The following is a 15223-nucleotide window of genomic DNA, read 5'->3' as shown; positions in this document are numbered from 1 at the left end:
ACCGAAATTACAAATTTATTTTAATAGGGAGCTTAATCATTAATTTGTAATTTCTATCAGATTTTTTTCAGAAAGTTGACTGAATTTTATTTTTTTGCTCAAGTTGTGGATTTTGAGTTGCAATGTGTTTTTTTTTCTTAATAAATTTGCAAATAGGTGTTATATTAGTGTTGAAAAATGAACAGTTCGCCTATTTTTTTGCTAAAAATGAAAAATAGAGTTTTTTAAATAGTATTTGCAAAATTGTATCTAACCAAGATTAAATTTTAAGAAATCTTGAAATTGTTTAATACCAATGATTCTTTGGCAAAAGTCTATTTTTTCCAAAGAATTTCTTGTATATATTTGTAACAGCAAAATAGAAAGTAAATGCTTTTGCTAAATCCAAAACATAAAATTTTGTTTTCAGTCTTAAAACTTCCTTAATAATCTTAATTTTATTAAATAAGTTATATAACAGGAAACATTTTGAAGTAACAAAGAGTAGATTATTTTGTTGGGGACAATCTTGCGTTAATGCTTACACACGGATTGTTCTGTTTAAAGCCCCAAATTAATACCATGACTAATTTCGACAATAAAGGGTTGTATCGCAAAGAATTTGAACACGATGCTTGTGGAATCGGTTTCGTTGCGAACATGAAAGGGCGAAAGTCACACAAAGTTGTAACTGACGCTATTCAAATGCTTATTCGCATGGACCACCGTGGTGCCTGCGGTTGTGACCCTAATTCAGGTGACGGAGCAGGGATTCTTCTTCAAATTCCGCATGAATTTTTCTTAGAAGAATGTACTCAATTAGGAATTGATTTACCTGCCGCTGGTGAGTATGGCGTAGGTATGACATTTTTTCCGAAAGATGCACATACTCGTGAGGAGTGTAAAGAAATTATTACTCGTAAAGCTAAGAAATTAGGCTTGGAGATTCTTGGATACAGAGTTGTACCATGTACAAATGTTGAAATTCAAGGTGCTGAATCGGGTAATACTGAACCTCAAATGGAACAACTTTTCATCAAGCGTCCAGCAACGGTTACTGATGAAATGGCATTTGAACGTAAATTGTACGTTTTCCGTCAGGTAACTGCCCGTATTATCAATGAAACAGTTAGAGGTTTAGATGATAAATTCTACTTTGGCTCATTGTCTGCACACACCATTATTTATAAAGGTATGTTGACGACAATGCAGGTGCCAGGGTATTTTGATGACCTGAAACGTGAAGAATTTACTTCTGCTTTGGCAATTGTTCACTCTCGTTTCTCGACAAATACTTTCCCTGAATGGAAATTGGCTCAACCGTTCCGTTTTATCGGTCACAACGGTGAAATCAATACCGTAAAAGGAAACTCTGCGTGGATGCAAGCTCAATCGGCTTTGTTTGAGTCAGAATTCTTTACGAAAGAAGAAATGGATATGATTCTGCCAACTTGTCAATTAGGACAGTCAGATTCAGCTATTTTAGATAATGCCATCGAATTGTTGTACATGAGTGGACGTTCGCTTCCACACGTGATGATGATGCTGATTCCAGAAGCATGGGACGGCAACGAGCAGATGGAACAATACAAGAAAGATTTCTACGAATACCACGCAGCTATGATGGAACCCTGGGATGGTCCAGCTTCAATTTCGTTTACTGACGGAAAAATCATTGGTGCTACTTTAGATAGAAATGGTTTACGTCCATCAAGATACTGGGTTACTGACGATGATTTTGTTATCATGGCTTCGGAAGCAGGTGTTTTGGATATTGACCCAGCTAAAATTGTATCAAAAGGGCGTTTACAACCTGGTAAAATGTTCGTTGTGGACATGGAAGCTGGTCGTATTATTCCAGATACAGAATTAAAAGAAAAAATCTGTCAACAACAGCCGTATGGCGAATGGTTGAAAGAAAATAAAATCAAAGTAGAAGACTTGCCAAAAGCAGGTTCTGAATATCGTACACCGTTTGAACGTGAACTATTATTACGTCAACAGGTATTCGGATTCACAACGGAAGATTTACGAGTTTTATTGGCTCAAATGGTTGAAACAGGTAAAGAAGCACTTGGTTCTATGGGTGTTGATACTCCTTTGGCTATTCTTTCTGACCAAGCTCAGCATTTGTCGTACTATTTTAAGCAATTATTTGCACAAGTTACCAACCCACCGATTGACTCAATCCGTGAGCGTACTGTTATGTCATTGCTTTCTGATATTGGTGGTTTGAGAAACTTATTGAAAGAATCTCCAGAACACTGTCGTCAGATTGAAATTCGTCAGCCAGTATTAACAAATGCTGAAATTGAGAAAATTCGTTGGATAGACCATAAAAACTTCCAAACAAAATCAATTCATACAACTTTCCGTGCCAATGGAAAAGTAGGCGAATTGAAAAGAGCTTTGGATAGAATTTGTCAATATTCTGAAGATGCCGTTGATGATGGATATGCAATTATCTTATTGACAGACCGTGGCGTTGATTCTTCACACGCTCCAATTCCTTCATTATTAGCGGTTGCAGCAGTTCATCACCATTTGATTCGTCAAGGAAAGAGAGCTCAAGTTGGTTTAATTGTAGAGGCAGGAGACGTTTGGGAAACACATCAATTTGCTACTTTGATTGGTTTTGGTGCATCAGCAGTGAATCCGTACATGGCATTCGAGACAATCAACGGAATGAAAGAAAAAGGTATTCTTCAAGTTGATTATCCTTACGAAAAATTACAAGCCAATTATATCAAAGCCGTTAATGGTGAATTGTTGAAAATTTTCTCTAAAATGGGTATTTCAACGCTTCAATCTTACCAAGGAGCTCAAATATTTGAAATTGTTGGTTTAAGCAAAGAAGTAGTTGATACGTATTTCTCAGGAGCAATTTCAAGAATTGGTGGTATTGATTTGGAAGGTATCGCTAAAGAAGCCTTAATCAAACACAAAAACGGTTATCCAGAAGTACCAGTAGCAAATCCTAAATTGGAAGTTGGGGGTATTTATCAATGGAAGCAACGTGGAGAAGCTCACTTATTTAATCCTGAGACAATTCACTTGTTGCAACAATCGACAAAATCGAATAGTTACGCTCAGTATAAAAAATATTCAAAAATCATTGATGACCAAGCTGAAAGAGCATTAACCCTTCGTGGATTATTGAAATTCAAAAAAGGAAAATCAATTGATATTAGTGAAGTAGAACCAATTGAAAATATCTTCAAACGTTTTGCAACGGGTGCGATGTCTTTCGGTTCAATTTCTTACGAAGCACACACAACTTTAGCCATTGCAATGAACCGCATTGGTGGTAAATCAAACTCTGGAGAAGGTGGAGAAGACCCAATTCGTTTTGATAAATTGCCTAATGGAGACTGGTTGAATTCAGCGATTAAGCAAGTTGCTTCTGGACGTTTCGGGGTAACTTCTCATTATTTGAGTAATGCCAACGAACTCCAAATTAAAATGGCTCAGGGTGCAAAACCAGGGGAAGGTGGACAATTACCTGGACACAAAGTAGATGATTGGATTGGTAAAACTCGTCACTCAACGCCTGGAGTAGGTTTGATTTCTCCTCCTCCTCACCACGATATTTACTCAATTGAAGATTTAGCACAATTAATCTTCGACTTGAAAAATGCCAACCGTGCCGCACGTATTTCAGTGAAATTAGTTTCAGAAGCGGGTGTTGGAACGATTGCAGCGGGTGTGGCAAAAGCTCATGCTGACCACATACTGATTGCAGGACACGACGGAGGAACAGGTGCATCGCCACTTTCATCAATCCGTCACGCTGGTTTACCTTGGGAACTTGGTTTAGCAGAAGCACACCAAACTTTGGTACGTAATAAATTACGTGGACGTGTAACGGTTCAAACGGACGGACAAATCAGAACTGGTAAAGACCTTGCAGTTGCAGCTCTTTTAGGTGCTGAGGAATTCGGAGTTGCCACGGCGGCTTTAGTAACTGCGGGTTGTATCATGATGCGTAAATGTCACGTAAATACTTGCCCAGTTGGTGTAGCGACTCAAGACCCACGTTTACGTGCTATGTACACAGGAGAAGCTGACCACGTAGTAAATTTATTTACTTTCTTGGCAACTGAATTGCGTGAAATCATGGCTGATTTAGGTTTCAGAACTGTAAATGAAATGGTTGGACAGTCTGATAGATTGGAAATGAAAGAAGCATTGAGCAACTGGAAATTGAAAAACTTAGACTTATCACCAATTTTATATAAGCAACCAATGGCTTTGGATGTCGCTCTTTATAAGCAAGAAGACCAAGACCACGGATTGCAAGACCAAATTGACTGGCAGTTATTAGATATTGCAAAACCTGCTCTTGAAAATGGTACAAAAGTTTCGGCAGAATTGAACGTAATCAACGTGAATCGTACTATCGGTACAATGTTATCAAACGAAATCACGAAGAAATACGGAGCAAAAGGCTTACCAAACGATACCATTAATATCAAATTTAAAGGTACTGCTGGACAATCTTTCGGAGCGTTTTCTGTAAATGGAATCACCTTTGAATTAGAAGGAGATTCTAATGACTACATCGGAAAAGGACTTTGTGGTGCTAAATTGATTGTTTATCCTGATAAAAAAGCCACTTTTAATCCTTCTGAAAACTCAGTAGTTGGTAACGTTTCATTCTACGGTGCAACATCGGGAGAGGCTTATTTGAGAGGTATGGCAGGTGAACGTTTCTGTGTAAGAAACTCTGGTGCAAAAGTAGTAGTAGAAGGTGTTGGCGACCACGGTTGCGAATACATGACAGGTGGTTTAGTGGTTATCTTAGGTGAAACTGGACGTAACTTCGGTGCAGGTATGTCGGGTGGAGTTGCTTATATCTGGGATAAAAACAAAGATTTTGCTCCTAAATTGAACGGTGAAATGGTAGCGATTGAAGAATTGACAATTGAAGATGAAAATATCTTGAAATTGTACGTTTCTCAACATTTACAATACACAGATTCAGACGTTGCAAAAAATATCTTAGATAATTGGGCTACAATTTTACCACAATTTATCAAAGTAATGCCACAAGATTTCAAGAAAGCTTTGGCTTCAAGAAATATCAGTGTTGCAGAGGTTTTGGAAGATAAAAATGTCGTTTATAAAGATATTCAAGTGGAAATTGCCCATTAAGATTATTATTGTAATTTAGAATCTAAATTCAAACTCTTTTTTTATTATGCAATATATCGTAAATGATAAAGGAAAAAATACTGCAGTAATCGTTCCAATTAAAGAATGGGATGAGTTGCAACGGATTAAGAAAAAATTACAAATATTTGATAATCTTGATAATGCTTTACAAGAAGTAAAAGACGTAAAAGCTGGTAAAAGAACAGAAGGAAGAAGTTTAGAAGATTTTTTAAATGAAAACTAAGGTAATTACTACTGATGATTTTGAAAAATCTGCTAAACCTCTTTTGAAAAGATATGCTTCTTTAAAATCAGAACTTCAAAAACTATCTAATGATTTAAAAGAAAACCCCACTTTAGGAGTATCTCTTGGCAGTGGAGTTTACAAAATAAGGCTTGCGATAAAAAGTAAAGGAAAAGGTAAAAGCGGCGGAGCAAGAGTTATTACTTATTTTGATTTAGAGGTTTTGGTAGAAACTGAAACAAAAGAAGAGTATAATCGAGTCTTTTTGTTAGAAATTTATGATAAATCTGAAACCGACTCTATTTCGGCAAAAGATATTGAAAAATTGACAAATAGGCGATTTGATTAATTATAATTCTAATCACATTAAATGTCTTCGATAAATACCAATATATTTATTGAAATATAAAATCCGAATTTAAACAATGGGAAAACCAACAGGATTTTTAGAAGTAACAAGAGAAACTCCTAAGAAAAGACCCGTCGCTGAACGTGTCCAAGATTATAAAGAAATAGATATTGATTTTGAAGCAGGAAAAGTAAAAGACCAAGCAAGCCGTTGTATGGATTGCGGTGTGCCTTTCTGCCATAATGGTTGTCCACTTGGTAACATTATTCCTGAATTTAATGATGCCGTTTATGATCAAAACTGGGCTTATGCGTATGAGATTTTATCTTCTACTAATAATTTTCCAGAATTTACAGGTCGTATTTGTCCAGCACCTTGCGAATCTGCCTGTGTATTAGGTATCAATAAACCTGCCGTTACTATTGAATATATTGAGAAATCAATTATTGAATATGCTTTCGGAAATGGTTTGGTAAAGCCTAATATTCCTTCAAAACGCACTGGTAAAACAGTTGCCGTAGTAGGAGGAGGCCCTGCGGGTATGGCAACTGCCGCTCAATTAAATAAAGCAGGTCATACAGTAACAGTCTTTGAACGTGCTGATAAAATCGGTGGGTTGTTACGTTATGGTATTCCTGATTTCAAATTAGAAAAATGGGTTGTTCAACGTCGTGTTGAAGTAATGGAGCAAGAAGGAATTGTCTTCAAAACGAATACTAACGTTGGAAAAGACATCAAAGCAGATGATTTATTAGACGAATTTGATGCTGTGGTACTTTCTGGAGGTTCAACTGTGCCAAGAACTTTGCCAATTCCTGGAGCTGAACTAAAAGGTGTTTATCCTGCAATGGAATTTCTTTCGCAACAAAATAAAAGAGTTGCTGGGATAGAACGTTTTGTAAACCACGCAGGACAGGATTATCCAATGGGAGAAATCTATGCAACAGATAAAAACGTTGTGGTTATCGGTGGTGGTGATACAGGTTCTGACTGTGTTGGTACTTCAAATCGTCACAAAGCAAAATCAATTACGCAAGTGGAAGTAATGCCAATGCCTCCTGCTGAACGTGCGACACAAACACCTTGGCCAAATTGGCCGATGATGTTGCGTACATCAACTTCACACGAAGAGGGTGCAAATCGTCAGTGGTCCATTGCTGTAAAAGAATTTGTTGGTGATGCCGATGGAAACTTGAAAGCCTTGAAATTAGCGGACATTGTGATGGAAGTTAAGGACGGGAAAGCGTCACAAGTTCATACCAATGAGCGTGAAATTCCTGTTGAATTAGCATTAATTGCCGCAGGTTTCTTACATCCACAAAAAGAAGGTTTGTTAGCTCAGTTGGAGGAAAAAGGGATGGAATTTGACGAAAGAGGAAACGTAAAAGCCAATAACTACCAGACTTCAGTTGACGGTGTTTTTGCAGCAGGAGATATGCGTAGAGGACAGTCTTTAGTTGTTTGGGCAATTTCGGAAGGTAGAGAAGCTGCCCGTGCAGTAGATATTTACTTAATGGGAGAATCTACTTTGGAAGCAAAAACTGTTTCAAGTTTTGCGGTAGCATAATATTTATCAGGTACAAAGAAAAGTCCCGTTATTCAACAATGACGGGACTTTTTTTTTATTTTAAGGAAGGCAATAATCAAACTACCAATAACCCATCCTGCATCACCAATTTTCTATCCGCCATATTGGCTAATTCTTCGTTATGTGTTACAATGACAAAAGTTTGATTGAATTTATCTCTCAAATCGAAAAAGAGTTGATGTAATTCTTGGGCATTTTTTGAGTCTAAATTTCCCGAAGGCTCATCCGCAAAAACAATTGAGGGCGAATTTATCAAAGCACGGGCAACGGCGGTCCGTTGCTGTTCTCCTCCCGACATTTGTGAAGGCAAATTGTGAATTCTATCTTGTAAACCAAGCAAAACTAATAATTCTTCTGCTTTCTCCTTAACTCCTTTTTCTTTTCCTCCGATAAAAGCAGGCATACATACATTTTCCAGAGCAGTAAATTCTCCTAAAAGGTTATGGAATTGAAAAATAAAACCTAATTTTTCATTTCTAAATTTCGCTAAATCATTGTTTTTGAGTTTGGTAACTTCCTCATTAGCAATAAAAACTTGTCCTGTATCAGGTTTGTCCAATGTGCCTGCAATATGTAAAAGCGTACTTTTTCCCGCTCCTGAAGCCCCAACGATGGACACAATTTCTCCTTGATTAATCGTTAAATCAATTCCTTTCAAAACGGTTAAATTACCGTATGTTTTTTGTATATTTTTTATTTGTAGCATTTATTTTGAAATATTCATAAGTTGAAGTTATTTAATACTTTTGGACTTGATTCAAAACTATGGATTTTCTGAAATAGTCGTTTCTGTTGTTTCGATTACATTACTCAAATGACTTGAACGATCTTTTAAAGTAATTGAAAATTTAATTTTATCACCTTGTGCTAAATTTATTCTTTGAAGTAGTAAAAAATTTAATTCAAAGATTAAACTGCAACTAATTTCTCCAGTACAATCACTGAAAAAATTTATAGTAGAGTAGTTAGAAATTGATGGGCTAATTCCTGTGGTTGCATTCGGTAAAAATAAATATAAGTTATACGGTTCAGGTAAAGATAGTTTAGAGAAAGTACCGTCGTTATTTTTTTTCAAAACATTAATGAAAATTGTTTGATTTATACCATCATCATTAAAAAGTTTTTCAGAAGGGTTAATCCCGATATCATTTTCAGAATCTTGGAATTTGAAAGTAAGAGTAATACTGTCTTGCTTGACTTCATAACCTAAAAAATTATTCTTTTTAGAATAAATATTAGATAATTTTAGAAAGCTTATTTGTGGTACAGATGCAGCAGTTTTGCAATTGCTTTCTACTGGTGTTGAGATTTCCTTTTGGCAAGCAATAAATGAAATGCTTAATATGATAAATATTGCAAGAATTTTCATATTTTGAGATAAAGATTATGAATGTATTTGTAATTTGATAAAGCTACTAACAGTATTAAGTATTTACAATTAGGTGCTTATATTATATTGTAAATATGGACTATCCAATCTTTTAGAGACTTACTAAAAATCTCTAATCAGAATGTTACAAAAGTCTATAGGAAAACCCTCATATTGTAATAAAATTCGACCTTCCGAAACCTCAACTTGCGTTCCTTCATTGACTAACTTTCCGTTTAATTCTTGTTTTATGTTTCCGTTTAAAGAAGTAATTGTGACTTTATTCCATTCACCAAACGGTTTTTCAGCATCTTCAAATTTAGCAGAGACAACGCTTTTTCCTGCTTCGGTTTTCTTTCCTTTTACTTCTAAAACTACGTTTTGAAGAAACACAAAATCGCCAGTTGCACCTTCTTTTACTTGAAATTGGATGCCTTTTGGCCATAACGTATCAGGCGTTGAAGTCGGTACGAGATACATAATTCCACTGTTTTTCTTATTGCTTTTTCTAACAACCGTAGAATCCGTATTCCATTTATATTCAAGTGTTAGTTGGAAGTTTTTGAATGATTTTTCAGACATCAAATAACCAACTTTATCCCCATACAATCGTATCATTTTTTGCTCGGCATAAAATACTTTTGAGGCATCTTTTTGCTTGCCCGATACTGCTTCATAAGCGTACCAACCCTTTAAGTTTTTCTCATTAAATAGCTTTATTTTAGCTTGTGCATACGTTTTTGTCGTAAAGAAAGTAATTACCAATAAGAGGATATACAGTTGATAATTTAATTTTTTTATCATTGTTTTAAGTTCTGTTTCTCAACAGAGAAAGATTTTATTTTTAATGTATATTTACTAATCTTTAAAACCTAAATCCTAATCCATTATACTCAATACCAATCATCTACATTATTTTCACGCTCAATTTTCTGCTCAATGCTGTCGGGTAATTTGGCAAAAAAGTCAATACCAGTCATGGTTTCTAATTCATCAATACTAATAGTAAATGATTTTACTAATTCTACCGAACCTTCATTGGGAAATAAAAATGCTATGGCTTCTTCGGTGGCAGGGTCATAAATAATTTTATAAAACTTTTCAGGAACTGCAATTTGATTCATTCTACCAATAGTTGGTAAACCTTTTTTCAAAATAGGCCCTGTCACTACAATCAATTCACCTCGTTTTTTTACCCATGAACGTATTTTGTTTTCCAAATCACTCCAAATTCCTCGGTTAAAGTCAGCTACTTGAGGTGCCATATTTGACATATAAAAGGTTTCATCTTGAAGTGCTTTATCGTGTCTAAAATCGCCTGCGGGACATAAGTGTCCTCTGTCATATCCTGAGCGAGAATAGTCTTGCGTAACAGCCGACCCAGATTCTACCAAAGGGTCTGAAATAAATTCATTTGAGCGGCTTTCATGACCATAAGCTGCATCTTTTACCAAGCGGTGCAATACCCAAGAAGCCAGCTCGTATTCTTCCTGATAACTTAAAATGAAGGCATTATGGCGAATTATATCCGTATTTTTCTTTGAGTATGGGATATATTTATCCAAAGTTGAAGGTTCTTCTGAATCGCTATCATTATCCGTTTTTTTACTTTTAAAAATATCAAAAAGAGACGTTTCTTTTTCTTCGATTTCTTCATCGACTTTCTCTTTTATTTTCTCTTTAACTTTATTCCCAATATCCTCCGCAATAGAAGTACCATCGTCAGTTGCCACTGTATCGCCACGACCCGCACGAGTCCAAGGCTCTGGTGCATCTTTTGACGTATTACCAAAAACTTTGTTAAAATCATTTTTCAATGATTGCATTGGTTCTGGTTTCCCGAAATAATATAAAACAATGCCTAAGAAGAATAAGAAAATTAAAAACTTGATTTTACTCATGGAGTGTCAATGAATAATTGCGTGAATAAATACTAAAATAAACGATTAAATTTTTGTGACACATGAATAAAAATAATTGTGTCTTTGTGACTTAGTGGCTAATAAATACTAAAATGAACGATTAAATTTTTGTGACACACGAATAAAAATAATTGTGTCTTTGTGACTTAGTGGCTAATAATAAAATACTTTTGTGATAATAAACAAAAAACATGAGCAAAAAGCAAATAATCGTTATTGGTGGTGGTGCTGCGGGTTTTTTCGGAGCAATTACTGCGGCTGAAAATAACCCTGATGCAAAAGTAATACTTCTGGAAAAGAATCGGACAGTTTTAAATAAAGTTCGTATTTCGGGTGGCGGTCGTTGTAATGTAACACACGCTTGTTTCGACAATAAACAATTAGCAAAATTTTATCCGAGAGGAGGGAGTTTTTTACGACCATTATTCAATCAATTTAATGCTCAAAGTACCGTTAATTGGTTTGAAAAACAGGGTGTTGCCTTGAAAAATGAACCCGATGGAAGAATGTTTCCAACGACTGATAATTCAGAAACGATTGCCTTATGTCTGGAACAAAAAGCTCGCAAATTAGGTGTTGATGTAAGAACGTCTTTTGGGGTAAGTTCATTGCAAATAAATGATAATCAAATTACAGGAATTGAGTTGCAGACAGGTGAAATAATGAACGCTGATGTAGTTTTAGTAACTACGGGTGGTAATCCTAATATTGCTGGTTATCAGTGGCTTGTAGATATAAAACATCATATTGTTCCTCCCGTTCCGTCACTTTTTACCTTCAATGTTCCAACGTCACAATTTTTAGATTTGGCGGGTGTAAGTGTGTCGCACGCAACGGTAAAAGTAGCAGGAAAGAAATTATTGCAAGATGGGGCTTTATTGATAACGCACTGGGGATTTTCTGCTCCTGCGGTTTTGAAACTATCTGCATGGGGTGCAAGAGAATTAGCGGATTTAGCTTATGATTTCTCAATCGTAATTAACTGGATTCCAACCATTTCAGAAAATGTAATTCGAGAAACGATAACACAAATTAAAAAGACAAATCCTAAAAAAATAATCCAGTCTAATCAGCAATTTGATTTACCATCTCGACTTTGGAAACGATTTTGTGAACTTTCTGAAATTGACGAAAACCTCCGTTGGATTGATATTTCTGGAAAACAGGTCAATAAATTAATAGAAAATCTTATTAATTCTTCACATAAAGTTCAAGGAAAAACAACCTTCAAAGAAGAATTTGTAACCTGTGGAGGTATTGATTTATCAGAAATCAATCCTAATACTATGGAAAGTAAAATCGTCAAAGGTTTATTCTTTGCAGGGGAAGTGCTTGATATTGATGCCGTTACAGGTGGATTTAATTTTCAAGCCGCTTGGACAACTGGTTTTGTGGCGGGGAAAAATTTGTAACCTGATGCCTTTGCATCGGTAAGTTCATACCGATGCAAAGGCATCAGGTTACAAATCCTCCAACTCATCCAAAAACATTTGGTAAGCCCCCTTCAATTCCTTCAAAGCCTTTTCATTGCCAATTTTTTGTGCCAATTCAATACCTTCTTCGTAAGTCGCCAAAGCCAAATCATTTTCGCCCAATTCCACGTACAAAGCTCCCAAATGATAATAAGTAGCTAAATAATCAGCGTGATTTTTTACCAAATATTCAAAAATTGTCTTAGCTTCTTGTTTATCCGTTTTCAATAATTCAGTCGCCAAAGCATAATGATTGAATGGGTCTTGCGGTTCTTCAGCTATAAAATCTCTAAGAATTTCTAATCTATTTATCATTTTAAAATTATTTTAGAAAAAATAGTATGCTTGCATACTATTTTTAAAACTTTTTATTAATATTGCACTATAAATTGAAAAATTGGTATTTTGCATAAGCATAACAACCTGAATTCAATTCTTTACAATTAAAATCTTTGTGCCTGAGAGCTTTCGAGCCTTTGTGCCTAAAATAAAATACCATGAAAATTTTAGTTTGCGTAACGAGTGTACCCGATACCACAGCGAAAATATCGTTTACGGACGGAGATACCAAATTTAATAAAGCAGGCGTAACCTACATCACAGGTCCTTACGATGATTATGCACTTTCACGTGCGGTAGAATTAAAAGAAAAATTAGGCGGAACAGTTACCGTTTTAAACGTTGGAGAAGCTGATTCTGAACAAGTTATCCGTAAATGCTTGGCAATTGGAGCAGATGACGCAATTCGTGTAAATTGTGAGCCAAAAGATTCTTATTTCACGGCTGTACAAATTGCAACAATTGCAGCCCAAGAAAATTATGACCTCATTTTAATGGGTCGTGAATCAATTGACTTTAACAGTGGTGTAGTTCATGGTTTGGTAGGAGAGATGCTGGGAATTCCTTCATTGTCGCCAGTGATGAAATTGGAAATTGATGGAACAACTGCTAAAATGACTCGTGAAATTGAAGGTGGAAAGGAAGACATTGAAGCATCTTTACCATTAGTTTTAGGTTGTCAAGAACCGATTGCAGAATGGAAAATCCCAAATATGCGTGGTATTATGACGGCTCGTACAAAACCTTTGAAAGTAGTTGAGCCAGTTGGAGAAGATTTGACGGTTACAGAGAAATTTACTTTACCTGCTCCAAAAGGTGCTTGTAAAATGATTTCTGCCGAAAATGCGGAGGAATTAATCGCATTATTGAAAAACGAAGCTAAAGTATTGTAGAACAGGTTTGTAACCTGTTGGGTATTGTAGAGCAGGTTTCTAACCTGTTGGGTATTGTAGAACAGGTTTGTAACCTGTTGGGTATTGTAGAGCAGGTTTGTAACCTGTTGGGTATTGTAGGACAGGTTTCTAACCTGTTTTCAGTATTGTTTTTTTGACAGGTTGGATACCTGTCCTACTTAAAAAAATAAAATCATGTCAGTAATCATATTCACAGAAATAGATAATGGAGCTTTGAAAAAATCATCGCTCGAAGCCGTTTATTATGGTGCAGAAGTCGCCAAAATGAAAGGGACAACTGCCACAGTATTAGCCATTGGCACGGCAACGGAAGCAGAATTAGCTAAAGCAGGAAGTTTTGGAGCAGGCAAAGTGCTTCATGCCAATGATGCTCGTTTGGCAACTGGAAATATCCAAGCTTATGCTGATGTTTTGGCATCTGCCGTAGCACAAGAAAATGCAGAAGTCGTAATTTTAGCAAAATCATCTTTGGGGGATGCAGTTGCGGCACGTTTGGCAGGAAAATTAAAAGCTGCGATTGTTTCAAATGTTACTGAATTGCCAAACTTGTCGGGTGGTTTTAAAGTGACGAGAAGTATTTATACGGGAAAAGCTTTTGCTACCGTTGACATGAAAAGTGATAAAAAAATTATCGCTATCAAGAAAAATGCTGTTTCTGTAATTGAATCTGGAGCATCGGCAAATGTAGAAGGATTTACGCCTACTTTGAAAGACTCTGATTTTGCGGTAAAAGTTACAGGAACTCATAAAGCATCAAGTACCATTTCATTACCAGAAGCAGACTTAGTTGTTTCGGCAGGACGTGGCTTGAAAGGCCCAGAAAATTGGGGAATAGTAGAAGACCTTGCTAATGCTTTAGGAGCAGCTACGGCTTGTTCTAAGCCTGTTTCCGACCTTGATTGGCGACCTCACCACGAACACGTTGGACAAACGGGTATCAAGGTTTCTCCTAATTTATATATTGCAGCAGGTATTTCAGGGGCAATTCAACATTTAGCGGGTGTAAATTCATCAAAAGTGATTGTCGTTATCAACAAAGACCCAGAAGCTCCTTTCTTCAAAGCAGCTGATTATGGAATTGTTGGGGATGTTTTTGATATTTTACCGAGATTGACTAAAGCTGTAAAAGCTTTATAAATCATCCTTTACAAAGAATAATTAATTAAGACCTACGATAACTTATTTCGTAGGTCTTTTCTTTTGAATCAATTGGACGAAAACTTTTTTAAAAAATTTAAGGTTTATATCTTTGTTACCAACATTCAATTATTTTAGAATATATATCAAGTGGAGAAAATTAAATTAGAAATATTGGGGCTGTCGCCCAGTTCGTCACAAACAGGGTCATTTGCATTGGTTCTTGGAGAAGAATATGGACCTCGACGACTACCTATTATTATTGGAATGTTCGAAGCACAAGCTATCGCCATTGAAATAGAGAAGATTGAGCCTAATCGTCCAATGACGCACGATTTATTTAAGTCTTTTGCCAGAACCTTTCATTACTCCGTTAGTGAAATATCAATCACTGATATTAAGGAAGGTGTTTTCTTTGCTAAAATACATTGTTCAGATGGCATTAAAGATACATTTGTGGATGCACGTCCTTCAGATGCTATTGCTATTGGTTTACGTTTTAATGTACCCATTTATACTTACGAGAACGTTTTATCTGAAGCTGGAATCTCAATTAATGAAACTGGAAAAGAGGATTTATTGGAAGATTTGGAAGAAGAAGTAAAACCGCAAAAAACCTTCGGAGAGTTATTAAAAGAAAATCCCGTAGAAGTTTTGAATAATATGCTCAAAGAAGCTCTTGAGAATGAAGAGTATGAAAAAGCTGCTAAGATTAGGGACGAAATAGATAGAAGAAACTAACAAAAAAGCCAACTA

Annotated in this window: 13 protein-coding genes; 8 read left to right on the top strand and 5 right to left on the bottom strand. The window is 35.9% G+C overall.

The features are described from left to right. Nucleotides 1–561 precede the first annotated feature (561 nt). The 4 genes from gltB (at nucleotide 562) to VB796_RS00510 (ending at nucleotide 7293) form a co-directional block, all read left to right on the top strand. Nucleotides 562–5133 (top strand): glutamate synthase large subunit, encoded by a 4572-nt coding sequence (gene gltB, locus VB796_RS00525; RefSeq protein ID WP_323344553.1) that lies wholly within the window; start codon nucleotides 562–564, stop codon nucleotides 5131–5133. 46 nt (nucleotides 5134–5179) lie between these two features. After that, entirely contained in the window at nucleotides 5180–5377 is a 198-nt protein-coding gene (locus tag VB796_RS00520; protein ID WP_323344552.1) for a type II toxin-antitoxin system prevent-host-death family antitoxin, read from the top strand. Beyond that, entirely contained in the window at nucleotides 5367–5726 is a 360-nt protein-coding gene (locus tag VB796_RS00515; RefSeq protein ID WP_323344551.1) for a type II toxin-antitoxin system RelE/ParE family toxin, read from the top strand. Before VB796_RS00520 ends, VB796_RS00515 begins: the two co-directional genes overlap by 11 nt. 76 nt (nucleotides 5727–5802) lie before the next feature. Further along, nucleotides 5803–7293, top strand: coding sequence for a glutamate synthase subunit beta (locus VB796_RS00510; RefSeq protein WP_323344550.1), 1491 nt, complete (start codon nucleotides 5803–5805; stop codon nucleotides 7291–7293). Between the two features lie 76 nt (nucleotides 7294–7369). Here the strand turns inward: VB796_RS00510 and VB796_RS00505 are convergent, their stop codons facing one another. The 4 genes from VB796_RS00505 to VB796_RS00490 form a co-directional block, all read right to left on the bottom strand. Continuing rightward, nucleotides 7370–8020 carry an ABC transporter ATP-binding protein gene (locus tag VB796_RS00505; protein ID WP_323344549.1) on the bottom strand — a complete coding sequence of 217 codons (651 nt, stop codon included), beginning with the start codon at nucleotides 8018–8020 and terminating at the stop codon, nucleotides 7370–7372. A 57-nt stretch (nucleotides 8021–8077) separates the two neighbouring features. After that, nucleotides 8078–8683, bottom strand: coding sequence for a hypothetical protein (locus tag VB796_RS00500; protein WP_323344548.1), 606 nt, complete (start codon nucleotides 8681–8683; stop codon nucleotides 8078–8080). A gap of 123 nt (nucleotides 8684–8806) precedes the next feature. Next, nucleotides 8807–9487, bottom strand: a complete 681-nt coding sequence (locus VB796_RS00495; protein ID WP_323344547.1) for a DUF1080 domain-containing protein — start codon at nucleotides 9485–9487, stop codon at nucleotides 8807–8809. 89 nt (nucleotides 9488–9576) lie between these two features. Then, nucleotides 9577–10584: a DNA/RNA non-specific endonuclease gene (locus VB796_RS00490; RefSeq protein WP_323344546.1), complete on the bottom strand. Its 1008-nt coding sequence runs from the start codon at nucleotides 10582–10584 to the stop codon at nucleotides 9577–9579. A 212-nt stretch (nucleotides 10585–10796) separates the two neighbouring features. On the opposite strand from VB796_RS00490, the gene VB796_RS00485 reads away from it, so the two are divergent. Beyond that, the gene (locus VB796_RS00485) at nucleotides 10797–12017 is read left to right on the top strand and encodes an NAD(P)/FAD-dependent oxidoreductase (protein WP_323344545.1); all 1221 of its coding nucleotides are present in this window, start codon (nucleotides 10797–10799) and stop codon (nucleotides 12015–12017) included. Between the two features lie 48 nt (nucleotides 12018–12065). Here the strand turns inward: VB796_RS00485 and VB796_RS00480 are convergent, their stop codons facing one another. After that, on the bottom strand, nucleotides 12066–12392 hold the full coding sequence (locus tag VB796_RS00480) for a tetratricopeptide repeat protein (protein ID WP_323344544.1): 327 nt from the start codon (nucleotides 12390–12392) through the stop codon (nucleotides 12066–12068). 182 nt (nucleotides 12393–12574) lie between these two features. Between VB796_RS00480 and VB796_RS00475 the strand changes: the two genes are divergently transcribed. The 3 genes from VB796_RS00475 to VB796_RS00465 all read left to right on the top strand — a co-directional run bounded on the left by VB796_RS00475 (nucleotide 12575) and on the right by VB796_RS00465 (nucleotide 15208). Next, nucleotides 12575–13309: an electron transfer flavoprotein subunit beta/FixA family protein gene (locus tag VB796_RS00475; RefSeq protein WP_323344543.1), complete on the top strand. Its 735-nt coding sequence runs from the start codon at nucleotides 12575–12577 to the stop codon at nucleotides 13307–13309. A gap of 195 nt (nucleotides 13310–13504) precedes the next feature. Further along, the gene (locus VB796_RS00470; RefSeq protein WP_323344542.1) at nucleotides 13505–14467 is read left to right on the top strand and encodes an electron transfer flavoprotein subunit alpha/FixB family protein; all 963 of its coding nucleotides are present in this window, start codon (nucleotides 13505–13507) and stop codon (nucleotides 14465–14467) included. A gap of 150 nt (nucleotides 14468–14617) precedes the next feature. After that, a complete protein-coding gene (locus VB796_RS00465) occupies nucleotides 14618–15208 on the top strand; it encodes a bifunctional nuclease domain-containing protein (RefSeq protein ID WP_323344541.1) in 591 nt (196 codons plus the stop codon). Nucleotides 15209–15223: the final 15 nt, after the last annotated feature.

This window comes from Arcicella sp. LKC2W (genome assembly GCF_034931005.1).
In the GTDB taxonomy this organism is placed as follows: domain Bacteria; phylum Bacteroidota; class Bacteroidia; order Cytophagales; family Spirosomataceae; genus Arcicella.
The sequence above is the reverse complement of the archived record's forward strand: the minus strand, read 5'-3'. Positions and strand labels throughout refer to the sequence as shown.